The following is a 24,213-nucleotide window of genomic DNA, read 5'->3' as shown; positions in this document are numbered from 1 at the left end:
GGAACGTAGATACTGCGTAACATCGATGACAGCCAGTGCTCGCACCCCATCATGAATGAACCCCTCGTTGCAGAACGCACCGATACCGCCGTGGCCGAACTCGAAGTCCACGGCATGACGTGCGCCTCGTGCGCCATGCGCGTCGAGAAAGCGCTTGCAAAGGTCCCGGGCGTCACGCGCGCCTCGGTCAACCTCGCCACGGAAAAGGCCACCGTCGAGGCCAGCAGTGGCGTCGCGCCCGCCGCGCTCGTCGCCGCCGTCGAAAAGGCCGGCTATGAAGCCGTGCCCGTCGCCACGGAAGCCACGACGCTCGCCATCGGCGGGATGACTTGCGCGTCGTGCGCGAACCGCGTCGAGAAGGCACTTGCGCGCGTGCCCGGCGTGGCTGGCGTAAGCGTGAACCTCGCCACCGAGCAGGCCACCGTCAACACCCGCTCGCCGCTCACGGGCGAATTGCAGGACCTGCTCGTCGCCGCCGTCAAGAAGGCCGGCTATGAAGCCACGCCACTCGCCGCCGACGAAGGCGCCGCCGCCCCGCAGAAAGGCGCCGCCGCCAGCGACGAAGCGCGCCGCGAATGGCGCGCCGTGCTGATTTCGGCCGTGCTCACGGCCCCGCTCGTGCTGCCGATGTTCGGCCACTGGCTCGGCCTCGACTGGATGCTGCCCGCCGCGGCACAGCTGGCGCTGGCGAGCGTCGTACAGTTCGTGTTCGGCGCACGCTTCTACCGCGCCGCATGGAAGGCCGTGCGCGCCGGCGCGGGCAACATGGATCTGCTGGTCGCGCTCGGCACATCGGCCGCGTATGGCGTGAGCGTCTATGCGATGCTCGCTCACCCCGGCGACATGGCCCATCTGTATTTCGAGGCCTCGGCGGTGGTCATCACGCTGGTGCGCTTCGGCAAGTGGCTCGAAGCGCGCGCGAAGCGCCAGACCACCGACGCAATCCGCGCCCTCAACGCGCTGCGGCCCGATCGCGCGCGCATCCGCGTCGATGGCGCAAATGGCGCCAACGCAGAGGAGCGCGAAGTGCCGCTCGCCCAGGTTCGCGTGGGCACCGTGGTGGTCGTGCGCCCCGGCGAGCGTGTGCCCGTGGACGGGGTCGTGCTCGAAGGCCGCAGCCACATCGACGAATCGCTCATCACGGGCGAAAGCCTGCCCGTGCCGAAAGCGCCCGACGATCCCGTCACAGCCGGCTCGATCAACGGCGAAGGCGCGATGGCCGTGCGCACCACGGCCATCGGCGCGGAAACCACGCTTGCACGCATCATTCGCCTCGTGGAAAGCGCGCAGGCCGAAAAGGCGCCGATCCAGCGTCTCGTCGACCGCGTGAGCGCCGTGTTCGTGCCGGCGATTCTCGTGATCGCGGCCATCACGCTGGGCGGCTGGCTGTTCGCGGGCGCGAGCGCCGAAACGGCGATCCTCAACGCTGTAGCCGTGCTCGTAATCGCCTGCCCGTGCGCGCTCGGCCTCGCCACGCCCGCCGCGATCATGGCCGGGACCGGCGTGGCCGCGCGCCACGGCGTGCTCATCAAGGACGCCGAAGCATTGGAGACCGCCCACAACGTGAGCGTGGTCGCCTTCGACAAGACCGGCACGCTCACGCTCGGCCAGCCCTCGCTCACCGCGTTCGATGCGGCCGAAGGCCTCGAGCATGGCGAGGCGCTCGCGCTCGCCGCCGCCGTGCAGCGGCACAGCGATCACCCGCTCGCGAAGGCCGTGGTGCAGGCGTATGACGCCCAGGCCGAAGCCCAGGCGTCAGCCGCTTTGGCTGTCGCCGCCCATGCGCGCGCGGTGCCGGGGCGCGGCGTGGAGGCCGAAGTGAACGGCCGGCGCCTCGCCATCGGCAGCGGCCGCTGGCTCGACGAACTGGCGCTCGCCGTACCGCCCGCGCTCGCGGACCGCGCGCGTTCGCTCGAAGAGGCGGGCAATACGGTGTCGTGGCTCTTCGAGCCGCACGGCGGGGTCCTCGCCCTGCTCGCTTTCGGCGACACCGTGAAGCCCACGGCGCGCGAAGCCATTGCGAGCCTCGAGGCGATGGGCATCCGCAGCGTGCTCGTGACCGGCGACAACGCGGGCAGCGCGGCGGCCGTGGCCGCGCAGCTCGGTATCCGCGAAGTCCATGCGCAGGTGCTGCCCGACGACAAGGCGCGCACGATCCGCGACCTCAAGATCAGGAGCGGCGGTATCGTCGCGATGGCCGGCGACGGCATCAACGACGCGCCGGCGCTCGCCGCCGCCGACATCGGCATCGCCATGGCCACGGGCACCGACGTCGCCATGCACGCGGCAGGCATCACGCTGATGCGCGGCGACCCCGCGCTCGTTGCCGCCGCAATCGATATTTCGCGGCGCACGTGGCGCAAGATCCAGCAGAACCTGTTCTGGGCGTTCTTCTACAACCTGATCGGGATTCCGCTCGCCGCCTTCGGCCTGCTCAACCCCATGCTCGCGGGCGCGGCCATGGCGTTTTCCAGCGTGAGCGTCGTGACCAACGCGCTCTTGCTCAGAACGTGGCGAGCCCGCCGCTGACGGCCGCGCAGAGGATTGCACAGCGCGAGCGACGTATCGCGCGAAACATAACGAAAGGGCGCTTCATGCGCCCTTTCTTTGTGGCGATGTTATTTTGGGTTCCGAAATATCCCACAATCTGCACACCGAAATGGCGTAATCCATCGGTAATCTTTACGCGATTGTAAGGTTTTTCGGTTCTAGCCCTAAAGGATCGCGCGCGCGCGCCGTAATGCGTCATGCCAGCGCCTCGAAGGCGCAGGTTCCTTCTTTACAAGCTCTTTCCGGAACCGAATCCATGCTTTCACGCTTATCAAGCCGCGCGAGTGTCGGCGTGCGCCTCGCCTTGCTATCGTGCGTGCTCGTCGCAGCCATATTTGCCGCCTTCACGTGGGCGATCACGCATTCGGCGGCGACGCAGGTCGGCCACCAGGTGCGCTCGCGCATTGCCGAAAAGGATCAGGCGGTCGCCTCGTCGATCTCGCTCATCAACGGCGCGCTCGAAACCGAAGTCGACCGTGCCATGCAGCTCTTCGAGAGCTTCCTGCCCGGCGCCTTCACGCTCGACCCCACGCAAACGGTCGACATTGCCGGCAAGGCCACGCCGGTCTTCAAGTCCGGCGATCACGTGCTGAATCTGGACTTCACGATCCCCGACCAGTTTCTCGCGCGCAGCGGCGAAATCGCCACCGTTTTCGCGCGCAGCGGCGACGACTTCGTGCGCGTGACCACGTCGCTCAAGAAGCAGGACGGCTCGCGCGCGATCGGCACGCTGCTCGACCGCAAGGGCCCGGCGTATGGCCCGGTGATGGCCAACCGCACCTTTACCGGCCTCGCCCAATTGTTCGGCAAGCAGTACATCACGCAGTACAAGCCGATTCTCGACGCCAGCGGCCACGTGATCGGCGCGCTGTTCGTCGGCGTGGATGTGGGCGCGCAGATCGATGCGCTCAAGAGCGAGATCGCCAAGCTCAAGATCGGCGAGAGCGGCTACTACTTCGTGATGGACGCTTCGAACGGCCCGACGCGCGGCACCTTCCTCGTCCACCCGAGCGCCGTCGGCAAACACTACGACGACGCCGACGCGCCCTGGTCGCGCATGCTCGAAACGCGCGAAGGCACGCTCGACTACACCTCCGCCGACTCGACGCGAGGTGAAGGCGACGCGCGCGCCAAGTTCGTCTCGTTCGTGAGCGTGCCGCAGTGGCAATGGCTCGTGGGCGGCGTCGCCGTGCGCGACGAAATCATGGCCGACGTGAACGCCACGCGCGACCGCTTCGCGGCCATCGGCCTCGTGCTGGTCGCGCTGTTCGCCGCGCTGTCGATCTACGCGGCGCGCCGCCTCGTGAGCCGGCCGCTCGACGCCGCCGCGCACGCCGCCGGCCAGCTCGCCGCGGGCGACCTCACGGTGCGCATCGGCAACGACAGCCGCAACGGCATCGGACAAGGCGATGCAGCGCACGCGCAAGGCACGGCGGGTGCCGACGAGATCGGCCGCCTCACGCGCGCCATCGACGGCATCGGCGTGGGCCTCGCGCAGATCGTCGCGCAGGTGCGCAGCGCCACCGCGCAGATGAGCGAGGACACCTCGCGCATCGCGCAAGGCAGCGGCGAGATCGCTTCGCGCATCGCGAGCCAGGCGAGCAGCCTGGAGGAGACGGCGGCGAGCATGGAAGAGCTCACGTCCACCGTGCAGCAGAATGCCGATCACGCGACGCGTGCCAACACCGTGGTGACGAGCGCAGCCGAAGCCGCGCTCGACGGCGGGCGCGCCGTGAGCCGCGTCGTGGAAACGATGAACGACATCAGCCGCGCATCGCAGAAGATTGCCGAGATCACGGGTGTGATCGACGGCATCGCGTTCCAGACCAACATCCTCGCGCTCAACGCGGCCGTGGAAGCCGCGCGTGCGGGCGAGCACGGCAAGGGCTTCGCGGTGGTCGCGAGCGAAGTGCGCGCGCTCGCGCAGCGCAGCGCGGCGGCCGCGAAGGAAATTTCGGCGCTGATCACCGAATCGTCGTCGACGGTCGAAACGGGCTACCGGATCGCCGGCGAAGCGAGCACGACCATGCGCGGCATCGTCGCGCGCGTGGATGAAGTGCGCTCGATCATCGGCGAGATCAGCGTGGCCTCTCGCGAACAATCGGGCGGTATCGAGCAGGTCAATATCGCGGTTTCGCAGATCGGCGCGGCGACGCAGCAGAGCGCCGCGCTGGTGGGCGACGCCGAGCGCGCCGCCGCCGCGCTCAACGATCATGCAGCGGCGCTCGCCGAACTCGTCTCCGTGTTCAAGGTGCGCGAGTAACGCACGCGTAGCACCTTCAGAGCATGATTCGCAGTGCCCAACAAATGAAAAAGGCAGCGTCACAAAGACGCTGCCTTTTTTGTTAACGGCGCGACGCCCCGCTCATTGCCCCTGCTGCGGCTGGGCCACGGGCGGCGTGTAGCTCGCGCTCGCGCCCGGCGTGTCAGGGTCCGCCTCGTCGGGCGTCGGGGTCGGTGCGAGCGCCGGCGCCTGCGCCGGATACGAAGGCTGCGGGGCCTGCGCCGCCGGCGCGCTGGACGGCCCGATGATCGGTGGCAGGCCCATGATCGCGCGCGCGGCCGATTCCGCAGCCGCCGCCGAAGCAGCAGACGGCGCCGATGCCTCCGCTGGCACCGATGCCCCCGCCTCGGAAGCCGCAGCCGGCACGGATGCCGGTGCCGGCGCAGTGACGCGCGGCGGCGGCGCATGCCGCACCGGCGGGGCGGGAGGCGGCGCTTCGTGCTTGCCGAACAGTTTGTCCATCCACGCCCGCAGGTTCTCGCGGAAGGTTTCGAACGCGCCCGGCGTCACCTCGGTGTCGAAGCGCGCACGCGGATCGACGAGGCGCGAGCGCAACGCACGCTGGAAGAAGTCGCCGACGATCGGCAGTGCGCTGCGTGCGCCCTGCCCCCAGTAGTCGTCAAGCGTCACGCGGCCGTCGTCGAAGCCCACCCACGCGCCCGCCACGAGTTGCGGGTCCATCAGGATGAACCAGCCGTCCGTGTTGCCCTGGGTCGTGCCGGTCTTGCCTGCCACGTCGCCGCGTATGCCGAAGCGCGTGCGGATGGCCGAGCCCGTGCCGCGGTTCACGACGTCGCGCATCGTGTCGAGCAGCGTGCGGTCCGCCTCTGCCGAAAGCGCCCGCTCGGGCGAAGCGCTCTCGAACTGCGCGAGCACGTTGCCCTTGTGGTCCTCGATACTCGTGACCATGCGCGGTTCGAGGTACTCGCCGTCGTTGGCGATGGTGCTGTACGCGGAGACCATCTCCTTCAACGTGACCGGGCTCGTGCCGAGCGCGAGCGACGGCACCGGGGCGAGCTGGCTGTCGCGCACGCCCATCGCGCGCGCGAGCCGCGCGACCTTGTCCGGGCCCACCGTCTGCATGAGCTGCGCGGTGATGCGGTTGCGCGAGAACGCGATCGCGTCGCGCAGCGTCATCGGGCGATTGCTCGGCGGCACGTCGTCGGTCGGCTTCCAGATTTCGCCTCCCGCCAGCGGGATTTCCACCGGCTGGTCGATGAACGTGTCGCTCGGCTTTGCGCCCGCCGCGTAGGCCGCGCCGTACACGAACGGCTTGAACGTCGAGCCCGGCTGACGGCGTGCCTGCTGCACGTGGTCGAACGGTTCGTCGGTAAAGTCGCGGCTGCCCACCCACGCCTTGATCTGCCCGCTGCGCGGGTCGATGGCGAGGAAGCCCGCCTCCACCGCGGTCTTGCTCTTGCAGAGGTTGCGCATGAAGGTGCGGTCGCCGGCGAGCCGCTTGAGCGCGTCGGCGTCGTTCGCACCGGCGTCGCGTGCGCTCTTGTAGTCCTGCGTTTCGCGCATGAACGTCGCGAACAGGTCGTTGCCGGCCACGCAGCCGTTGCGTCCGCTCCATGCGCCGTTGGCGATGCCCTGGAGCTGGTTCGTGTGCTGGCGCAGCGCGGCGGTGGCCATCTGCTGGAGGCGCGAATCGATCGTGGTGCGCACCACGAGGCCATCCGAATAGATGTTGTAGTCGTTGCGGTCGGCCCACGAAACCAGCCACTTGCGCAGTTGCAGCGCAAAGTGCGGCGCGGGGCCGGGCGGCTCGGTCTGACGCTCGAAGTCGAGGCGCAGCGGCTTCTTCGAAAGCGTGGCGTACTGCGCCTCGCTGAGCTTGCCGTACTTCACCATCTGGCCGAGCACGGTGTTGCGCCGCGCGAGCGCGCGCTCGGGGTTGATCACCGGGTTGTAGTAGGCGTTGCCCTTGAGCATGCCGGTGAGCGTCGCGGCTTGCAGGATGTCGAGCTGATCCGCCGAAACGCCGAAGTAGGTGCGCGCCGCCATCTCGATGCCATAGGCGTTGTAGAGGAACGGCACCGTGTTCAGATACGTCTCGAGAATCTGCTGCTTGCTGTACACCGCCTCGATCTTGAACGCCGTGATCGCTTCCTTGATCTTGCGCGTGAGCGTGGGCGCGCGGCCGATTTCATCGGGATAGAGATTGCGCGCGAGCTGCTGCGTAATGGTCGAGCCGCCCTGGCGCTCGCCCGAGAACGTGTGCAGCGCCGCGCCCGCCGTGCGCTTGAAGTCGATGCCGTGATGCTCGTAGAAGCGGTGATCCTCGGTGGAAATCAGCGCATCGACCATGTGCGGCGAGATCTGCGCGAGCGGCACCCATTCGCGATTCGAGGGCTTGAACTCGGCGAGCACCTTGCCGTCGGCGGACAGAATCTGGGCCGGTTCGTCCACCCGCGCCTTGCGGATGTCGCCAATGCCCGGCGTGAACGGAATCAGCACGAGCACGTAGAGCACGACGAGCGCCGGCAACGCGCCAATCGTCATGAGCACACCGCGCCGCGTGGGATGCCGCACATGGTGGAGCGCACGCGCGAATGCGGGACGGACAAACCCGCCCAGCCGCGCGGCGGCAGGCCTCAGGCGGGACAACGACATCGCGATTCGATCGCGGATCAACGGCACGTAACGCTTCACGCGGCAGGTAGGGTCGGCTGGCAAAGCGTGAATCGTACCAAACTCGCAAGGCCGCTCCTGCTTCGGGCCGGGCGCAAGCCCAGCATCGCCCAAGTCGATGCCCGAGTCGATTTATGACAGAGAGATGAAATCATCCTTCCAGATCGAGGAAGAATCCTCTCCAGTCACAGCCGGTTTTTCCGGCGCCTGTCACTGCCTACACTCCTGTCGCTGTTGCAAACCCGCTTTTGCATACGCCGCGAAACAACAACGCTACAGGAACCTCGAATGAAGAACCCCCTCTCGCTCACCACCGCTGCCGCCGTGATCGGCGCCCTCGGCACGCTCGCCGCGCCCGCCGTCCACGCGCAAAGCTCGGTCACGCTCTACGGCCTGATCGACGCCGGCATCATGTACACGAACAACGTCGCGAGCGGCAAGTCGGGCGGCGCGCTCTGGCAGGCAACGAGCGGCAACGTGAACGGCAGCCGCTTCGGCGTGCGCGGCAGCGAGAACCTGGGCGGCGGCCTGCATGCGGTCTTCGTGCTCGAAAACGGCTTCAACGTGCAGAACGGCAAGCTCGGCCAGGACGGCCGCATGTTCGGCCGTCAGGCCTACGTGGGCCTCGCGAGCGACCAGTTCGGCTCGCTCACGCTCGGCCGCCAGTACGACTCGCTCGTCGACTTCGTCGCGCCGCTCTCGGCCACGGCGGGCACCTTCGGCGACACGGGCTTCGCGCATCCGTTCGACAACGACAACCTGAACCACTCGCTGCGCATGAGCAACGCCGTCAAGTTCACGAGCAACACGTATAGCGGCCTGAAATTCGGCGCGTTGTACGCGTTCTCGAACCAGACCGACTTTGCCGTGAACCGCGCCTACAGCTTCGGCGCCAGCTACACCAACGGGCCGCTCGCCATCGCGGCCGGTTATCTGCAGCTGAACGGCACCCAGGGCGCGACGGCAAGCAGCCCGGGCGCGGTGGATCTCGCGGAATCGACGGCCAACGGCAAGGGCGGCTTCGCGCTCGGCGCCGACCGCCTGCGTTCGTTCGGCGGCGGTATCAACTACACGTTCGGGCCGGCGACGGCGGGCTTCGTCTTCACGCGCAGCGAGTATGCGGGCACCAGCTCGTTCGGCTCGCAGGGCGGCGACATGAGCTTCAACAACTACGAAGTGAACGGGAAGTATCAGTTGAACCCGGCGTGGAGTCTCGGTCTCGCCTACACCTTCACGGACGGCCACGTGAGCAACACGACGACCTACGGCGCCGATCCGAAGTGGAATCAGGTGGACGCACAGGTCGTGTACCGCCTCTCGAAGCGCACCGACCTCTACGGCGAGGCCATGTACCAGCACGCCTCGGGACACAACTATGTGGCGTTCATCAACACGGCGGGCGGCGCGTCGACGACGGCCAATCAAGTGGTGGGCACGGTGGGGTTGCGCGCCCGCTTCTGATCGCGCTTCTCGTCACAACACGAGCGACAGCGCGATCGACACCCACACGGCAGCCGCGCCGCAGAGAAAGGCGCGGCGCGCCATCAGGAAGCGCGACTCGTCGTTGGGCTTCGCGGGCGAGGTGGCGAGCCAGGGCACGCTGCCGAGGCACGCGAAGCCCGCGAGCGCGATGCCGACGACCACCCGGTCGCCGATGCGCCAGGCCGACGGCTCGTGCAGTCCCCAGTAGCCCAGCGCGATCAGGCCGATCGAAAACATCGTCGAGGCGGCAGAACTGAGCGCCACCACCGATCCCGTCGGAGATTGCATGGATTGCCTCCCTGCGCGCTTCGCGCTGTCGGGCCATTATCGGCGGGCGGCCAGCACGCGGCAACGCCGCCGCGATCCGTTCATCCCGATGCGCACGCCCGCAGCGGCTTACGCGCTCGGCCGCACCATCTGGAACATCTCGCCGATCTGCGCGTAGTCGGCGCGATAGCCCGCGCGCATCACGGGCTGGGCCGCTTGCGTATCGAACAGGCCGTCCTTCAGGAATTCCTCGCGAATGTGCACACCCACCACCTGCCCCAGCGCGAGCCAGTTGTCCATGGGCGCGCCGTCCAGCGTGTTGAGCCGCACGACCTTCAGCAGCTTGCATTCGAGCGCGGCCGGCGACTCGGCCACATGCGGCACCGCCACGCTGCGGCCCGGCGCGGCCGTGAGGCCCGCGAGCGCGAATTCGTCGACGTCGGCGGCGACCGGCGCGGAGGTGCGGTTCATCTGCGGCGCCAGCGCCTTCGACGTGAGATTCCAGACGAACTCACCGGTCTCTTCGATGTTGCTGATGCTGTCCTTGCGGCCTTCGCTGCAGAACCCGATGATCGGCGGAAACGTGGCGAACGCGCCGAAGAAGCTGTAGGGCGCGAGATTGAGCGCGCCGCTTTTTGCGCGGCTGGAAATCCAGCCGATCACGCGCGGCGCGACGATCGCCTTGAATGGATCGTGCGGCAGGCCATGGCCCTGGGCGGGGTCGTAGAAGTAGGTATTGGACATGATGAGGCTTAGCGATTTCGAAGCGGCACCACTATGACACGAGCCGCGCGCGGCTGCCGACAAGCCAGTGGCTTGCAGCCGCCCCAAAACGCAGCAAGGCCGGCTCTCTTGCGAGAGCCGGCCTTGCTTGAAGACCTGGCCGTCTGACCGGAGAAACGCGTTGGACGGCGCGCGCCACCCGAAGCGTTTCAGCTTCGATCAGTCACGCGGCATGCCGAACGGCATGTAGTGCGAACGGCGAACGCGCTCGGCTTCGCGGTGGCGCGCTTCGTACGAGTATTCCGAATCCATCGGCAGATACGGCGACGCGAAGAGGTCGCTTACCTTTTGGAACAGGGCAAAGATGAAGCTCATGGCGACTCCCAGTTAGGCTGCGGTTCAGGGTTTTCCCTAAGACACAACGAATTATAGGGTTTTCCCTAGGGCAACGCTAGTGCAGCGCAGCAAAAAACTGCGACGCGCCGTCGCACGGGGTCGAGCGCAATCGATGCGTTGCAGCAATACAACGCATCGAGATTTCGGGTACAGGGGCAGGATCGCAGGGCGAAGCCGGTCAGCGCGTGGCTTTCTGGGCGCTTTTCGCGTGAGCCGCACGCGTGGAATGGGCCGCTGCGCGGTGCGCGGGCGCGGGCGAGGCCTTGGCGGCCACCGCCCTGGACGACACACGTGCGGGCGGCGGCGCCGGGGTTTCCGCGGCGGCGGCCGCAGTGGCCGCAGCAGCCGCGGCGGCGGCGGTTTGCGCGGCCATGCGCTGCGACAGGTCGTCGAGCGTGGACTGCTGCTTCAAGATGAATTGCTCGAGGCGCGCCTCGTCGGCGCGGGATTCGTTTGCGAGGCTGTCGAGCCGCACCGACTGCGCGATCCCGAACCCGACCGATGCGAGCACCGCCACCGACGCGGCGGCGAGCATCCACTTTTGTTGCCGCGACGAGGCGACCGCCATACGGCGCTGCTCGGCGAGCGCGCCCTGGAGCGCGTCGAGGCGCTGCGTCAGCGCGTCCGGCTCAGGGGCCGCGTGAGCCGCTTCGGACGCGAACCCAATGGGCTCCACGCGCTCGGCAGGGCCGGCGGCAAACGACGGCTCGGCGACAAAGGCTGCGGGACCCGGTTCCTGCACCACTCCAATGCCCGGCTCCACCGCTTCGGCCACGGCAGGAGCAGCAACTCGTTTCGCCCGCGGCGCGCGGCGCGCAGTCGTTGCAGCCGCAACAGGGCTCGTCGCACCCGGTTCGTCGGGGGCCGCTGCCACCGCTTGAGCCGACTCGGGGCTTTCGAAGCCGCTCAGCGTGCCCTGACGCACAGGGGCATCCGCTTCGGCAACGGCCGCGGGCCCGTCGACGGCAAGCGCGTGCGGAGCATCGGATTCGACAGCAAGCGGGGATTCAGTCACGTCGGACGGCGCAGACGTCGCGTGGGGCTGCCACGGCGCGTTGCGTTCGGGATGCGAAGAGCTCAAGGATGCGGTATCTGCGTAATCAGCCATGTGTCAGCGATGCGGTTCGCGTCGCGCGCCGGCCGGTCACGGCCGCTTGGCGACGTCCTCGTGTTCTGGTTCGAACGCGCATTGTCGCATGCCGGAACGCACGGCCAGGGGCTCTTCCCCGACTTACCCAGCCGGCATCGACCGACACCCCGCGCAGGTCAGCCAGGTGCGCAGTCGTGGGCGAGCGTGCTGCGCCGCCTGGAATGTCCCGCGCAGTTTGCGAATGCGTACAATCGCCGGCATTGCTCTTTCGATGCGACGCGCTTCGCCGCAACTTTTCGCCATGAACACACCTACGAGCGCAGCCAGCCTGCGCGAGCATTTCGACCGCGTCGTCCTGCCGATGTGGCGCGGCCCCGGCTTCAATGCCGAACTGCGCCTGCCCTACGAGGCACTCGATGCGGCCGGCGCGACCCCGCTGCCCGTCACGCGCTACCGCGCGATGGCATGTGCCCGCCAGCTCTTCGTTTTCTCCCAGGCCGGCGACGCCGCGCACGCGCAAACGCTCTTCGAAACGCTGCGCCACACATATCGGGACCCGCAGCACGGCGGATGGTTCTATAGCGTCGACGCAGCCGGCGCGCCGCTCGACACCACCAAGGACCTCTACACGCACGCCTTCGTGGTGTTCGCCACTGCGGCCTACGGCCAGCGCTTCGGCGCCACCGAGGCGCTCGACGTCGCGCGCGAAACGTCCTCGCTGATCGTCGACCGCTTCGCGGCCCGCGACGGCCTGCTCAACGCGGCGCTCGACGCGTCCTTCGCGAGCGTTACCGGCGGCCCGCTGCAGAATCCGCTCATGCACCTCACCGAGGCCTGGCTCGCGGCGAGCGAGGCGACCGGCGACAGCGCGTTCGACACGACGATCACGCGGCTCGTCGAGGCCCTCGCGCGCGGCTTCCTGCACGCGCCGACGGGCTGCATCGCCGAATTGCCGGTCGGCGCGGCGGACAACCGCCTCGAGCCCGGTCATCAGTTCGAATGGTTCTGGCTGGCTTCGCGTGCGGGCGCCCGGTTGGGCGCGTCGGGACTGGACGAAGCGCTCGCGCGCGCCTTCGTCTTTGCACAGAAGCACGGCGTCGACCCGGAAACGGGCGCCGTGGCGGCCGCGCTCGACGAGCAGGGCCGGGTGATCGATGCGACGCAGCGTATCTGGGCGCAAACGGAATACTTGCGCGCGCTCGCCACGCACGGCGACGCCGCGGTGCGCGCCGCGCTCGCGCCGCAGATCGGCCGCTTCGCGCCGCGCTTTCTCACGCCGCAGGGCTGGGTGGAATGCCGTAGCGCAAACGGTGACGTGGCGCGCGCGGACATGCCGTCCACGACGCCGTATCACCTCTTGACGGCCTATCAGGGCATGGGCGTTTGAGGCACAACCACGCGAAGCGCCGAGGCAGACGGGCGCAAGCCCGCCGCCAAGGCGCCCAGACCGCTCGAGTCGCTTAGGCCGCCAGCACCGCCGGCGAAATCTCGAACGCCGCCACGGCCTCGGAAAGCTGGCGCGTCTGCTGATGCAGCGAAGCCGCGGCAGCCGCGGCCTCCTCGACGAGCGCCGCATTCTGCTGGGTCATCTGGTCCATCTGCGAGACGGCCTGATTCACCTGATCAATGCCCGTGCTCTGCTCGAGCGACGAGGCGCTGATACCCGCCATCATCTGCGTGACGCGCGAAATCGAGTTCGACACCTCGCGCATCGACTCGCCCGCGCGCTCCACCAGCTCCGAGCCGCCGCGGATCTGCGAAACCGACTCGCTGATCAGCGTCTTGATCTCCTTGGCCGACTGCGCGCTGCGCTGCGCGAGCCCGCGCACCTCGCCCGCCACGACCGCGAAACCGCGGCCCTGCTCGCCTGCCCGCGCCGCTTCCACGGCCGCGTTGAGCGCGAGAATGTTGGTCTGGAACGCGATGCCGTCGATCACGCCGATGATTTCCGCGATCTTGTCCGAGCTTTGCGCGATGCCGCGCATGCGCTCGACCACCTCGCCCACCACGGCGCCGCCGCGTGCGGTCGCGTCGAGCGCCGCCTCGGCCAGCGCGTTCGCCTCGCGCGCGTTGTCGGCCGTGTTGCGCACCGTGCCCGTCAGTTCCTCCATGCTCGCCGCCGTCTGCTCCAGCGACGCCGCCTGCGATTCGGTGCGCGCCGAAAGATCGGCGTTGCCGGTGGCGATCTCGTCGGCGCCCACGTTGATCGAGCCCGCCGTTTCGCGCACGGTGTGGACCGTGCGCGCCAGGCTCGACTGCATCAGCGCAAGGCCCTGGAACAGCCGGCCGATCTCGTTCTCGCCGCGCGCGGCGATGCGCTCGTCGAGGCGCCCGCGCGCGATGCGCTCGAAATGGCGGCCCGCTTCCTCGAGCGGCTCCACTACGCCGCGGCGCAGCGCGAGGTGCACGCCGGTCGCGAGTGCGATCAGCAGGACCAGGATGACGATGCCGACGATCTGGAAGAGCGCGAGGCGCGCGTCGATCGAATCGAGCGACGCGCGGCTCGCCGCGGCGTTGAACTGCGTGAAAGCGTGCAGCTCCGCGAGATAGGCGTCCTGGTACGACTGCGTCGGCTGATCGAGGAAGGCCTGCAGATTGTTGCCGTTGAGGTCGTCGATCAGTTCGCCGAGCGCCTTGCGGTACACCTGATAGCGCTCGCCGAGCGCGGCGACCCGCGCGCGATTGTCGTCGTTGATCGGCGGGACGGCCATGAGCGCCGCGAACGTGGTGTCGGCGGCGGCCAGCTGGTCGCGCGCGTGATTGACCATATCGGTCGGCACCGTGCCGCCGCGGACCATGCGCGTGCCCGCGCGCGAGAGATTGATACGGGCGTCCATCAACTGCTGGGTGATGACGTTGGCGGCGCTAGCCTGCCGCAACGCCACCTTCGAGAGGTCGGCCACGTCGTCGTGCGTGCGCGTAAGCGACCAGTAGCCAAGTCCTGCGGTCACGAGCTGTAGTACGCAGAACGCGACGAGGACACACAACAGGCCGGATGCGACCTTGATCTTGCTGAACATCGGGACACCTGGATGGCAGTGAATGAGTGAGGCGCGAGCATGTGATCGCTCGGGCCCGCACTGCGTTTACGGCCACGCAAAGCCGGTTTTTGAGCCCTAAACGGTGAAAAAATGCCCCAAAATGCGCAACGGATCATTTCGGCAATGGTTACACGGTCATTCCATGCATTTCTCGCAACAATAGAATGCCGGCTGGACGCTTACGGCATATCGGATGAGGCCGCCGTGCTGCATGCCGACAAAGCCTGCCCGGCGACAACTTTCAAGGCGCTGAAGCAGATGAAGCCTTCTCGGCAAATGGAGGTTGTCGAGCTCATGTGTGGGCAGGGAAACTTCACGGCGGCCTTGCGCGGGCGATTGTTGCTGCCACTCCGCCGGAGCAACTCGAAATTGATGCTGGTACTCGTGGGAAACTGGGCAACGAAGTGTCAGAGCAGCTCGCTCATCTCGACCGTGAACTCGCAACGCTTCAAACTGGTGTAGCACAGACCGATGAACGCCATGGCATCGAGCAGCTACATCTCACGGTGTCAGCCGCTTATATTGCAACACTCCTCAGCAATGAGCGCGTGAGCCGTTGGCTATATGAGCATCATCGCGACTTTGCTGCGCAATTCGAAACCATCAGCCTGGAAGCTCGGAATGAACGCTTCAGGTCGGATTCGAGTGGACCACGGTCGAAAAATTTTCGCCGTATCGGGGAAAAGCGGCCTGGTGTTTCGTCGCAAAGGTAACTTGCATCGCCGTGTTAGCGCCAGTCGTTCGGCATGAGTCGAGCGACTGGACTACTCTCTGGCCGCAATTGACTTGGGGCAGTGCGAGGCAGGTACCCAGCCAAGTCACCTCTTTGGACGATTAGTACCACGGACGGGCGACGCAACCAGAGAATTATCACGACTCGGAGACGGAGCTGACGTCCTTGACACTTTAACGGTCCGCCCTCGAAGACGCTTTCCCTTGCCCCTCCGTAGAGCACTACAACTGCTTACAAATCTCACACTGGCCCGGTGCACCGCTGTGTCGATTGCGGCGTTCTTGCTGACACACCTCAACGGAGCGCGACATGAGCACCAATCTGAATTCCGGTTCACCGCAGCGTAGTCGCATTCATCCTTTGGTTGCTGGCGCAGCCGTGGCAGTCATCCTGGCCAGCGCTACAGGTATCGCGGCGATGACAGGCGTGCTTCCGACATCCCGAGCTGTGACCGCTCCTCCGACGCAAGCTATTCCGGTCGCTGCACAAGTCGCGAGCACACCGGTCGCTTCACCGCAATCGAGCGCGGAGCAGCGCGTGACCAGGGAGGAAGCGCCCGCCCAGCCGCGCGTCCATCATCACCATAGCGTGCCAGTTGAGCAGCCCCCGCGGTATGCGAACAACGACACATATCAATCGTCGGCACAACCGGCTCCGAGACCAGTCGCCGTTGACCCGAACGCCGGAGAAGTCGTCGCCGTCAATACGGTCCAGGAACCCGAGCCGACAACGGGTCTCGGGGCCGTAGGCGGAGCGGTCGCCGGCGGGCTGTTGGGAAATCAGGTCGGCGGGGGGCGCGGTCGCGTTCTGGCAACGATTGCCGGCGCCGTCGGCGGTGGCCTTGCAGGCAATGGCATTGAGCATGCTGTTCGCAAGGCGACGAGTTACCAGGTGCAGGTCAGAATGCAGGACGGTAGCTACCGGAACTTCAACTATTCAACGCAGCCACCGGTCCAGGTCGGCGAGCGCGTTCATGTCTCAGGTGACTCCCTGAGCGCGTCGTAATCAGCCTGTGTTAGCCTGGCGACCTGCGATTACCTGCTCAAGGATTGCATTCAGGGCGAGCACAACTAGATGGACGAACGCCGGGCGGGCGCAGCCTTCTCGGCCTTCGCCTTAAGCCTTCGAAGCAGGTGCTGCAGCATATGCAATCAAAAACTTGGAGCGGTCTTTCGCACCTGCGAGCCGAGCCGGCGCGCGGCCGCGACCACTCCAGGTCGCCCCACTCTTCGGGTCCTGGTATTTTGGAGCCTGTGGGCCGCGAGCATATTTTCCGGCTTTCGGCACTTTCTGCGTAGTGGCTGCCGACCTCGGTGCAGCGCTAGCGGCCGAGAACTTACTGCGGTCCTTTGCGCTCGTCGTCTTTGAGAATGAATCTGCGCGTCATCTCGTCCCTCCCTAGCCGGCATGCTTCAACAGCCGCCACGTGACCCGATAAACGCGGCGCTCTCCTGTACCTGGCGCCGGAGCAAGAACATCGGGCATGACTTGCCCTTTCGTCACTTCGACAGGCTTCACGTCGAAGCCCCTAGCTTCCCATGTCCCGGATACCGGGCAAATATCACCGGTCCGCACCTCAACACCCACGACAGATTCCTGCTCCGTTACTGCTGCGCCCCGCCTGGGTTCAAGGAAGTATTCCGACTCGTCAGGAATAACGCCGTCCCTGTATCGCGCGTCTTCCCACAACAGGCGCCAATGGGTGCCCACACGCTCTCTGCGAGATTCAGCCTCGTTCCATTGGCCATCGATGTTGGGCGCCTTTGTCTCCTTCACCAGATAGTTAAAGCAACCATTGTTCTCGACACTTTTCACGCCCAAAGGCACCAGGCCGAAGACCTTTTCCCGCTCGACTGTAACCGGCTCCCATATCCCGTCCACCGGTACGCGCTGCCCGGAACTGATGATGAGGTCCGTCGCCGCAGGCACTTCCGGAAGTTCGGCTGGAAAGACAGGATAGGACAATTGGTAAAACCGGTACCTGTAACTCTGGGGGGCTAGCAGCTCTCCCGGGCTCGAGTACCGGGCAGTCATGTGAGGAACGAAGGGCACCTCGAGCGGCGCGTAATCGCACCCATAGCGGGACGCAAGTAGCAGTCGATTGAGTGCCTCGACCTTGTCTGGGTAGGGCGCAGTCTGTGTGCCTCGCTCCCAGTAATCAGGGTGCGTGTACAGAAAGCTGTGGACCATACCGCTTTTGTCCATCACGACGTCAAGGGGTTCGCCGGTTCGCCATACGAATCGACGGCCCTTTCCGAGTTCTTCAACCCCCTTGTTGTAAAGACTTAGCGCTTCGTAGATGCCGGGAAGCAAATCGGCATCCATCCGCTCGGGGTCGCTTTTGGGCCAAGTTCTGACAGCGTTCTCGAATGCCTTGGCGAACACCCCCCATGCATCCCGTTTCTTTGCCCACAGCGAATAGCTCGTCAGTCGCTTCAGCAGCCAGAACACGCGGCGCCGTGTCCCGGAATCCTGCATGTCATAGTCCTTCGTGACGTTCCCCATCAAATCTACTCTTGTACGCTCGCGGCGGTACGAGACGCCGCGACGGTTTTACTGTTCGCTACCTTGGTTTGTATTTCGTCGCTGGCAAGCCGGCGTGTACGAGCCGAACCGGATATGTCATCTGAAAATTTACTGTACCCGTAGACGCCGCTTTGCCTTCACGCTCTCGCCAAGCCGCGTTATTTCGGCGGCGAGGGCGCCCAGGTCGACCACCAGCTGGCGGCCGCCCCCCTCGAGATATTGCGCAGGAATCTTGTCGCCGAACTGCTCTGCAATCTGGCCGGCCCAAGCCTTCGCGGTCGGCACCCGCGTGCCGAAATCTTTGGGCAGGTGTACGACGGCGAGGAAGCCGTTACCGTTCCACTCGTCCAGAACCGCCGACCGGATTCGCCATTCTTGCGCACTGTTCGGCACACTGCCAATTCCCCAAAACGCTGGCTGTCGTCCGCCGCCGGCCTTGCTGCCCCAGGAGGCGTGCTTCGAAGGGTTGCAGAATGCCCGATACAGCGTCTGTCCCGCGAGCTGGTCGGCGTCGAGTGCGGCAAGTTCGCCGTTAAATGTCGCAAGAGTGCTATGGACCATCTTGCCTTCAAACGCGGGGACTTCATCACTGACGGCCGCGAGGATGTCTGGCCAGCCGGCATCAATTTTAGGCTGGTACCTTGCCTTTATGCGTGCGTCGCTAACCGTCAGGCTTTACGTTCGAACTCCCAGACCAACAGGTAGCACAGCCCGATGAGCTGCATCGCGCGCTCATAGTCTTTGAGTTCACCGAGGAGGAAGGGGGGCCAGTTTGTGCTCTCAAATTCCCGGCCCTGGAATTTAGCGTATTCCTCGAAGTCAGCCACGATGTGGTCGAGTTCACTGCGCAATGGTGCGATCGGCTCACCCGCGGTGTAGCGAAGCAGTAGGAGTGCAAATCGGTTATTGGCGCGAAGCGAAGCTGCAATCGCTCGCTTCGAGTCCTCTGTCCCATTGGCTGGCAGATTGTTTGACCACGTGTCAATGGACCCGGTGAGAACACCCGATAACCACTCGAAGTATTGCTCGCTGATGAACCGTTGACGCCTGCGATTCGAAAACTCATCCATACGTGACCACCCTTACGCGCTGCTACCTCAGGCCTTGCGCTCGAACTCCCAAACCGCAGGTTGTGGCCGATATGCTCCGCTGTGGTCGGGAGCGAATACCTCGGGCATGGGCTCGCCCTGCTGCACCAGCACTCCGGGTACATTGTGCCCAACGGCCTTCCACACTCCCGTTTCGGGGCAAGGTTGACCGGTGCGAACCTTCGAGGGCCCGGAAAACTCCGCGGCAGCGCGGTCATCCTTCTTCGAATCGAATTTTCGCGCGAAATCAACCAAATCTTTCGGATAGAGCATGTGGTCTCGGTACGAGTTGTCATCTAATTCAAGCAGGAATGAGACTGCGGCTGCTTCAATCGCCCAGTATCCGACGTACGCGCCGCCTTCGTCAGGATTCGCCTTCAAATGACTGTCATGCCAAGACGCGGAACGCATTGCTCGGTACCACCCGTCCAGATAGGACGTTATCAATGAAATACCTAGCTCGTCGGTATCGCTGTAAAGGCTGTTGATGACATCGCGATATTCCTCGTGGTACCACTTATCCACATCGATGCGACCGTCCATCCCATATGCAAACAGGTCTTCGTAGAGCGTATCCTGGGCCCGATACGACGGGTCGAGCATGGCAGCCAATCGAGGAAGCAGGTCCCGCCGATGAAGAAGGTGGCAGAGCGAGATGAGCTGAATGGCAGCCTCATACTCTTCAATCTCCCCGAACATGAACGGCGGATATGTCCTGTCCTTCTCCGCAACACGCTTCGCAGAGGTGTAGCGTTCAAGGCTGCTAACGACTTCTTCGAACTCGCTTCGCAGCAGGTTCAAGTCGGCGCCGCCCGTGTACCGCACAAGGAACCGCCTAAACGTCTCCCTTGCCACATAGCGAGCGCCAAGCGCGGCCTTGCCCTCCTCGCTGCCGCCGTTTGGAGGCATATGCGAAGACCATTGGGCGATTTCTTCGTCGATGAGGGGCAAAAGCCACTTGTAGTAAGCCTCGCCCAGAAAACGTTGACGGCGGATGAATTCGAAATCTGACATTGGAACCAATCCTGTGCGAGACATTTATCGCAAGCGTGCCTGCTTGCGCTGCACAGCTGCGGCGACCTCGGCATCGCGGTAATGATGGGTCGGCGGCAACTGATGGTCGGTATGGCCGTGTTCGTCGCCGGTCATTAGCGCCGCTTCGTGTCCAGCAGCGGCAGGCAAGTAAAAGGGCACATAAAGAATATGCCGAGAATAGCCGCTTCTTCGGATACTCCGAACGAGGTTGCCGCTTACCGCACCGGCGAGATTCTGGTCAATCCAGTCCTCACTCATTTGAACGACCTTCGCGGACCCAGTGCCGGGCGCCCGGGTGCCTTCGCCAGATGCCGCATCTGGGGAACTCTTGTTCGGCTGCCGACGCCCACCTGCCATTTTGCCACCAGGCGATGAAGCTGGAGGCTGAGTTCCCCCCGAGGACGCTATCGGCGGCTCAAGCAGTTCGTCAGCGGAGGGGCGAACCACATCCTTGATACGAGACGCCAACCCAAGTTTCGGCGACATGTTTCGCTTCGCCTCAGGTGTCGCCATTGGCCTATCGACCTTCGACGACTTTGCTTCAACGATGGCGTACGGCTTACCGTCGTTTGTTCCCGGGTTCGCTCGCCAAACCCCATCAATACCTTGGCCGTGAGCCTGTGGCGCAAAAAGCTTCGCGAGCTTGCCGTTGCCATTGAGCTTACCAAGCACCTCTGCACTTGGTGCCGCCGCCCAGTGTCCCATCACCCCTTGGTCATGAGACGCCCAACCCGAACCCCACCCGAGATGCTCATAGCAGTAATAGTCAGCGATGTGCTCGCCCAGAAGGCCGGTTATGCTGTTCGTGATGTCCGTGACAGCGAGCTTGGCATTCACGACCCCGGTGGACGGCGCAGAATTTGAGCGGTTGTGTCCCTGTTCTGCTTCGACGCCCACCTTACCGGGCTTCTCGGTCTCCTTGCGCAGCGCGACCGAGCCTTCCGCCGCCGAGTTAGGCTGCTTCTTCTTCCAGTGCATGAGCTTGCGCTCAACGAACTGGGTCAACCAGTACGGCAGGTTCGTCTCAACAAAGCCGAGCGCCTCGCCGAACGTGGTCTGAGCCGTCGGCGGCATCTCACGATAGAGCCACGACTTCTCGATGTGCTCGCGAGATTCGGTCAGCAGCTTCTTCAGCCCAGACGCGTCAAAGAGCTTGTCGACCAGTTCTTCCGGGCTCGTCGGGCAGTGCGCGCGTTGAAGCACCATCCGCAGAATGTCGAAGAGCAGCGGCCCGTAGATTTCGGACCTGTGGTTCACAAGCCTGAACGTGCGCTTCACGCCGGCACCGACCACGGGCACCCAGCCCACGACCGCGAACACCAGGTCGATGCCCGTCTCTATCTTCGTCATCTCGTCGGTGGCGCTGCGTGCATTCCACACGTTCCAGACACTCTCCGACGTGTCATAGACGTTCTGCGCGACATAGAAAAGCGGGAACGCGTTTGCCGCCATCGAGATGCCAATCTGCTCGACCGCGTCTTCGACGGCCTGTTGGTCGTTGTCGTTCATTGGATATCCGGGCGGCCCGAGAATTGATTGAAGAGGCTCGCGAGATTTTCCTGGTTGATGCCTACGTGACCACCGGCGCCAAGCTCCTTCAATACGTCAGCCTGGTCGAGCGTTTTCGCTGCAGGCAGCGCCTGTTGCGCGAACGGGCGTGCGTCCTCGCCAAAAAATGCCTTGGCTGTGCCTTCAGGGACGTCACGCAGTACAGCGTGGCCGTTGGCATCCAGCTTGCCTGCCAACGTCGTACCGTTCTCGAACATGACCTTGTACGGCGCGCCGGGTACAGGCTTGAGGTTGCTGTCGGTGAGGTTCAGCTCGAGCTTGTTGTGCAGGTCGCCCTTAGGCAATGTGGGCAGGTCGTAGGGACGGCTCGTGGGGCCGTTGAACGCGTGCTGCGCACCCTTGATGTCTATTTGCCCGGGAGCATGAATCTCGATGTTGCCATCGTGGATGCGGATGTATGCGCCTCCGGCTGTCAGCAGGACGCCCTGGCTCGCAGCCACTTCCACGTTTTCGGAGGCCGACAGCACCTTCACTGTCTTCTGCGCGGTCAGCTCGATGTTGTCCGAGTGCGCGCGAATCTCGACCTTGCCCTTCGCTGCGAAGAGCTTCATCCCTGCGTTCTGGACGAAGAGGCTGATTTTGTCGGTCACGCTCGCAAGCAGCGACTTGCCTGTGGCGATATGCGTGCTTTGACCGCTGACCAGGGTGAGCTGCTCGTCGGCGCTCACGTGCACTGACTGCTGCGTCGAGACGCCGATTCCCGCCGGGCTTGCCGCCAGGAGAATGGGCTCCTTGAACGCATTGGCCGAACCAGTGCCGCCGCCGGCAGTACGCCCCCCGCTCGCCTGGCCCTGGACGCAATCAGTCGACGCTGCGGTGAAGGCTTTGAGCGCGTCCTGGCCTGCTTGCAGGCTTTCGGCCTGATGCGTCGTGCTCGCGCTGCTGAGCGATTCGAGAAGGTTGCCTGCGCCTGACAACTGCCCTCGTGCGGCGCTTACGTCAAGTTGCTGCGCGTTCGTGCCTGCGGCTGTGTGAGTCGAGAGGAACAGCCCGCGGTTCGCGCGCAGCGCGCCGTACGCGTCAGTGCGCAACTCGAATCCGCTGCCGAGATAGCTGCCGCGCGTGTTCCCGTCCTGGGCGATGAGGTAGCCCATGTGGAGCATGGAGTTGCCAGGGGACGACAGCAATTGCAACCGATTCTGTGCTGTCGCGTCGTCCATCACGAGCTGGTTGAAGCCGCCCGCGCCACCGTATTCACGCGACCGAAAGCCGGAGAGGATGCCATTCGAGTGCCAATGCGGCTGCGTCGCGCCGTTATAGACACGCCCTGTCGCGATGGGCCGGTCGCAATCACCGCCGACCCAGTCGATGGTCACTTCTTCGCCGATGCGGGGCACGTGGACGCTACCGTAGCCGCTTCCGGTGTCCGAGAAGGCGGCGCGCACCCAGCATGTCGAGGCGGACGCCTCACGTCGGTCCCAGTGCATGCGCACGAGGATGCGGTTGAGCGAATCGGTGTAGACCTCTTCGTTCTCCGGGCCCGTCACCGTTGCCGTCTGAAGGTGCATGACCGGCTTGCGGTGTTCGAACGGGCTGCGAAACGGAACCTTCAGTCGCTGCGCCTCGACCTCGACGAGAAAGAAGCCATCGCTGCCATCGCCGACGGAATCTTCGACCGAGAACGTAGCTGCGCACTGCTCATAGGTAGCGCGAACCGCCGCCAGACGTTCAGAGAGGCTATGCGGGAACGCGTGAGTCTCGCTAACCGGGATATTGTTCCGGATGTACCACGAGGCTTCGATGACCGCGAACTTCCGGTCCTCGCCGTCGTCCTGCTCGTGCGCGGGATGGTTGTCCAGCGAGAACCAGCGGCCGACGTCGATGCTGCGCAGGCCTCCGACGCCAAAAAAGCGCTTCGCGCGCGACTCCCACTCTTCCAGCTTGAGCTTGGTGAGCTTGTCGCCACGGTCGCTTTCCTGCCAGCTATAGGCGCCTGTGTATTCGTAGACCTCCGCCTGTTCCGGCAGGTCGCCTTGATTCGCGACAGTCGGAAACGAAGTCTCCTTGGTGGTGCCAGGATTCTTGTAGTCAAAGGTGCGCGAGCTGTAGCTCGTGCTTTGCAGCGTACGCGTGCCGGACCACTGCACAAGCGCTTCCGTCTGGCTGGAGGTACCGGCGCGGTAGAAGTCGACCTCCTGGGGCGACATGGCCTTGAGCGAATAGAGGTCATCGGTCACGACAAGCGTGTGCGACTTACCATCGTCGGCATGCTCGAAGTAGTAGAACCAGCCTTCGGACTCGAGCAACCGGTGCACGAAAGTCCAGTCGTCCTCGTACTGAACGCAGAATGACCGAACCGGTGATGCGTTTTGAATGTCAAACCGGAACGCCCCGGCCGCCTGCGGATGCATCTGAAAAACAGATTCGAGGATAGCCTCTACTGACTTGTCCTGGAAAACCTGCGCGTCCTTGCGGAACTTGAGGAAATGCAACCATGAGGAGTAGCCCAGTTGGTAACTCGTTAGCTCCCCGTCGGCGCCAAGCCGGCGCGCGGTATGCACGTAGCCATGCTGCGGGCGATAGGACTTGTCGGCACGCTGAAGCCAGAGAGTGACCGGCTGGGCGATAAGAGACTTCAGCTCGAGCGAGCTGTTCGTCGAGACAGCGTCGATGACGTATTCGAAGTTACGGCCAAGCCGTGAGGTACCCGTCACGATTTGCGGCAATAGCGCATTCGCCCCCGCAGGGGAGTCGAGTTTTACGAGCCGGTCAGCCTGGAATAATGCAGACTGCATAAATGAGATAATGTCCTGCGCTCCCATTTAGATTTTCCTTGTCGGGGCATCCCTTAAAGT

Annotated in this window: 19 protein-coding genes; 6 read left to right on the top strand and 13 right to left on the bottom strand. The window is 64.8% G+C overall.

Annotation, left to right across the window (positions count from 1 at the left end):
• Positions 1-51 precede the first annotated feature (51 nt).
• Entirely contained in the window at positions 52-2,529 is a 2,478-nt protein-coding gene (locus tag ACOJB8_RS02425) for a heavy metal translocating P-type ATPase (RefSeq protein ID WP_475010921.1), read from the top strand.
• Positions 2,530-2,806: 277 nt separating this feature from the next.
• Positions 2,807-4,813, top strand: coding sequence for a methyl-accepting chemotaxis protein (locus tag ACOJB8_RS02420; RefSeq protein ID WP_342946953.1), 2,007 nt, complete (start codon positions 2,807-2,809; stop codon positions 4,811-4,813).
• A gap of 102 nt (positions 4,814-4,915) precedes the next feature.
• On the opposite strand, the gene ACOJB8_RS02415 is transcribed toward ACOJB8_RS02420, so the two are convergent.
• Positions 4,916-7,450, bottom strand: a complete 2,535-nt coding sequence (locus ACOJB8_RS02415) for a penicillin-binding protein 1A (RefSeq protein ID WP_342946952.1) — start codon at positions 7,448-7,450, stop codon at positions 4,916-4,918.
• Positions 7,451-7,756: 306 nt separating this feature from the next.
• On the opposite strand from ACOJB8_RS02415, the gene ACOJB8_RS02410 reads away from it, so the two are divergent.
• Entirely contained in the window at positions 7,757-8,929 is a 1,173-nt protein-coding gene (locus ACOJB8_RS02410) for a porin (RefSeq protein WP_475010918.1), read from the top strand.
• A gap of 12 nt (positions 8,930-8,941) precedes the next feature.
• Here ACOJB8_RS02410 and ACOJB8_RS02405 read toward each other — a convergent pair whose 3' ends face one another.
• From ACOJB8_RS02405 to ACOJB8_RS02390, 4 genes are all read right to left on the bottom strand, one after another.
• Positions 8,942-9,238, bottom strand: coding sequence for a hypothetical protein (locus ACOJB8_RS02405; protein ID WP_028202877.1), 297 nt, complete (start codon positions 9,236-9,238; stop codon positions 8,942-8,944).
• 108 nt (positions 9,239-9,346) lie between these two features.
• Positions 9,347-9,961 carry a flavin reductase family protein gene (locus ACOJB8_RS02400; RefSeq protein WP_069261419.1) on the bottom strand — a complete coding sequence of 205 codons (615 nt, stop codon included), beginning with the start codon at positions 9,959-9,961 and terminating at the stop codon, positions 9,347-9,349.
• 198 nt (positions 9,962-10,159) lie between these two features.
• The gene (locus ACOJB8_RS02395) at positions 10,160-10,315 is read right to left on the bottom strand and encodes a hypothetical protein (protein WP_165822904.1); all 156 of its coding nucleotides are present in this window, start codon (positions 10,313-10,315) and stop codon (positions 10,160-10,162) included.
• Positions 10,316-10,514: 199 nt separating this feature from the next.
• On the bottom strand, positions 10,515-11,351 hold the full coding sequence (locus tag ACOJB8_RS02390) for a hypothetical protein (RefSeq protein ID WP_475010915.1): 837 nt from the start codon (positions 11,349-11,351) through the stop codon (positions 10,515-10,517).
• A gap of 376 nt (positions 11,352-11,727) precedes the next feature.
• On the opposite strand from ACOJB8_RS02390, the gene ACOJB8_RS02385 reads away from it, so the two are divergent.
• Positions 11,728-12,813 carry an AGE family epimerase/isomerase gene (locus ACOJB8_RS02385; RefSeq protein WP_342946948.1) on the top strand — a complete coding sequence of 362 codons (1,086 nt, stop codon included), beginning with the start codon at positions 11,728-11,730 and terminating at the stop codon, positions 12,811-12,813.
• Between the two features lie 73 nt (positions 12,814-12,886).
• Here ACOJB8_RS02385 and ACOJB8_RS02380 read toward each other — a convergent pair whose 3' ends face one another.
• Complete coding sequence (locus ACOJB8_RS02380; protein ID WP_475010913.1) at positions 12,887-14,446, bottom strand: methyl-accepting chemotaxis protein; 1,560 nt, start codon at positions 14,444-14,446, stop codon at positions 12,887-12,889.
• A gap of 317 nt (positions 14,447-14,763) precedes the next feature.
• Between ACOJB8_RS02380 and ACOJB8_RS02375 the strand changes: the two genes are divergently transcribed.
• Together ACOJB8_RS02375 and ACOJB8_RS02370 are read left to right on the top strand one after the other, a co-directional pair.
• The gene (locus ACOJB8_RS02375; RefSeq protein WP_342946946.1) at positions 14,764-15,180 is read left to right on the top strand and encodes a plasmid partitioning protein RepB C-terminal domain-containing protein; all 417 of its coding nucleotides are present in this window, start codon (positions 14,764-14,766) and stop codon (positions 15,178-15,180) included.
• Between the two features lie 329 nt (positions 15,181-15,509).
• A complete protein-coding gene (locus ACOJB8_RS02370; protein ID WP_342946945.1) occupies positions 15,510-16,205 on the top strand; it encodes a glycine zipper 2TM domain-containing protein in 696 nt (231 codons plus the stop codon).
• A gap of 111 nt (positions 16,206-16,316) precedes the next feature.
• Here the strand turns inward: ACOJB8_RS02370 and ACOJB8_RS02365 are convergent, their stop codons facing one another.
• From ACOJB8_RS02365 to ACOJB8_RS02335, 7 genes are all read right to left on the bottom strand, one after another.
• Entirely contained in the window at positions 16,317-16,487 is a 171-nt protein-coding gene (locus ACOJB8_RS02365; RefSeq protein ID WP_475010910.1) for an H-NS family nucleoid-associated regulatory protein, read from the bottom strand.
• A gap of 111 nt (positions 16,488-16,598) precedes the next feature.
• Positions 16,599-17,705: an Imm72 family immunity protein gene (locus ACOJB8_RS02360; RefSeq protein ID WP_475010909.1), complete on the bottom strand. Its 1,107-nt coding sequence runs from the start codon at positions 17,703-17,705 to the stop codon at positions 16,599-16,601.
• A gap of 129 nt (positions 17,706-17,834) precedes the next feature.
• Positions 17,835-18,287 carry a hypothetical protein gene (locus ACOJB8_RS02355; protein WP_342946943.1) on the bottom strand — a complete coding sequence of 151 codons (453 nt, stop codon included), beginning with the start codon at positions 18,285-18,287 and terminating at the stop codon, positions 17,835-17,837.
• 107 nt (positions 18,288-18,394) lie between these two features.
• Positions 18,395-18,796 (bottom strand): PoNe immunity protein domain-containing protein, encoded by a 402-nt coding sequence (locus ACOJB8_RS02350; RefSeq protein WP_342946942.1) that lies wholly within the window; start codon positions 18,794-18,796, stop codon positions 18,395-18,397.
• Positions 18,797-18,823: 27 nt separating this feature from the next.
• The gene (locus ACOJB8_RS02345; RefSeq protein WP_475010907.1) at positions 18,824-19,828 is read right to left on the bottom strand and encodes a PoNe immunity protein domain-containing protein; all 1,005 of its coding nucleotides are present in this window, start codon (positions 19,826-19,828) and stop codon (positions 18,824-18,826) included.
• A 24-nt stretch (positions 19,829-19,852) separates the two neighbouring features.
• The gene (locus ACOJB8_RS02340; protein WP_475010906.1) at positions 19,853-21,358 is read right to left on the bottom strand and encodes a hypothetical protein; all 1,506 of its coding nucleotides are present in this window, start codon (positions 21,356-21,358) and stop codon (positions 19,853-19,855) included.
• On the bottom strand, positions 21,355-24,180 hold the full coding sequence (locus tag ACOJB8_RS02335) for a type VI secretion system Vgr family protein (RefSeq protein ID WP_475010904.1): 2,826 nt from the start codon (positions 24,178-24,180) through the stop codon (positions 21,355-21,357). The genes ACOJB8_RS02340 and ACOJB8_RS02335 overlap by 4 nt, the downstream gene beginning before the upstream one ends.
• Positions 24,181-24,213: the final 33 nt, after the last annotated feature.

The sequence above is a fragment of the Paraburkholderia sp. BR10141 genome, assembly GCF_056155635.1.
Note: the sequence above shows the minus strand (reverse complement) of the source record. Positions and strands in the feature narration are given on the sequence as shown.

What these genes read in the sequence shown, in the direction of transcription:
- ACOJB8_RS02385 (WP_342946948.1), top strand. Translation starts at nt 11,728, where the DNA reads ATGAACACACCTACGAGCGCAGCCAGCCTGCGCGAGCATTTCGACCGC.
- ACOJB8_RS02405 (WP_028202877.1), bottom strand. Translation starts at nt 9,238, where the DNA reads ATGCAATCTCCGACGGGATCGGTGGTGGCGCTCAGTTCTGCCGCCTCG.
- ACOJB8_RS02335 (WP_475010904.1), bottom strand. Translation starts at nt 24,180, where the DNA reads ATGGGAGCGCAGGACATTATCTCATTTATGCAGTCTGCATTATTCCAG.
- ACOJB8_RS02400 (WP_069261419.1), bottom strand. Translation starts at nt 9,961, where the DNA reads ATGTCCAATACCTACTTCTACGACCCCGCCCAGGGCCATGGCCTGCCG.
- ACOJB8_RS02350 (WP_342946942.1), bottom strand. Translation starts at nt 18,796, where the DNA reads ATGGATGAGTTTTCGAATCGCAGGCGTCAACGGTTCATCAGCGAGCAA.
- ACOJB8_RS02420 (WP_342946953.1), top strand. Translation starts at nt 2,807, where the DNA reads ATGCTTTCACGCTTATCAAGCCGCGCGAGTGTCGGCGTGCGCCTCGCC.
- ACOJB8_RS02355 (WP_342946943.1), bottom strand. Translation starts at nt 18,287, where the DNA reads ATGGTCCATAGCACTCTTGCGACATTTAACGGCGAACTTGCCGCACTC.
- ACOJB8_RS02415 (WP_342946952.1), bottom strand. Translation starts at nt 7,450, where the DNA reads ATGTCGTTGTCCCGCCTGAGGCCTGCCGCCGCGCGGCTGGGCGGGTTT.
- ACOJB8_RS02395 (WP_165822904.1), bottom strand. Translation starts at nt 10,315, where the DNA reads ATGAGCTTCATCTTTGCCCTGTTCCAAAAGGTAAGCGACCTCTTCGCG.
- ACOJB8_RS02340 (WP_475010906.1), bottom strand. Translation starts at nt 21,358, where the DNA reads ATGAACGACAACGACCAACAGGCCGTCGAAGACGCGGTCGAGCAGATT.
- ACOJB8_RS02360 (WP_475010909.1), bottom strand. Translation starts at nt 17,705, where the DNA reads ATGGGGAACGTCACGAAGGACTATGACATGCAGGATTCCGGGACACGG.
- ACOJB8_RS02370 (WP_342946945.1), top strand. Translation starts at nt 15,510, where the DNA reads ATGAGCACCAATCTGAATTCCGGTTCACCGCAGCGTAGTCGCATTCAT.
- ACOJB8_RS02425 (WP_475010921.1), top strand. Translation starts at nt 52, where the DNA reads ATGAATGAACCCCTCGTTGCAGAACGCACCGATACCGCCGTGGCCGAA.
- ACOJB8_RS02410 (WP_475010918.1), top strand. Translation starts at nt 7,757, where the DNA reads ATGAAGAACCCCCTCTCGCTCACCACCGCTGCCGCCGTGATCGGCGCC.
- ACOJB8_RS02345 (WP_475010907.1), bottom strand. Translation starts at nt 19,828, where the DNA reads ATGTCAGATTTCGAATTCATCCGCCGTCAACGTTTTCTGGGCGAGGCT.
- ACOJB8_RS02380 (WP_475010913.1), bottom strand. Translation starts at nt 14,446, where the DNA reads ATGTTCAGCAAGATCAAGGTCGCATCCGGCCTGTTGTGTGTCCTCGTC.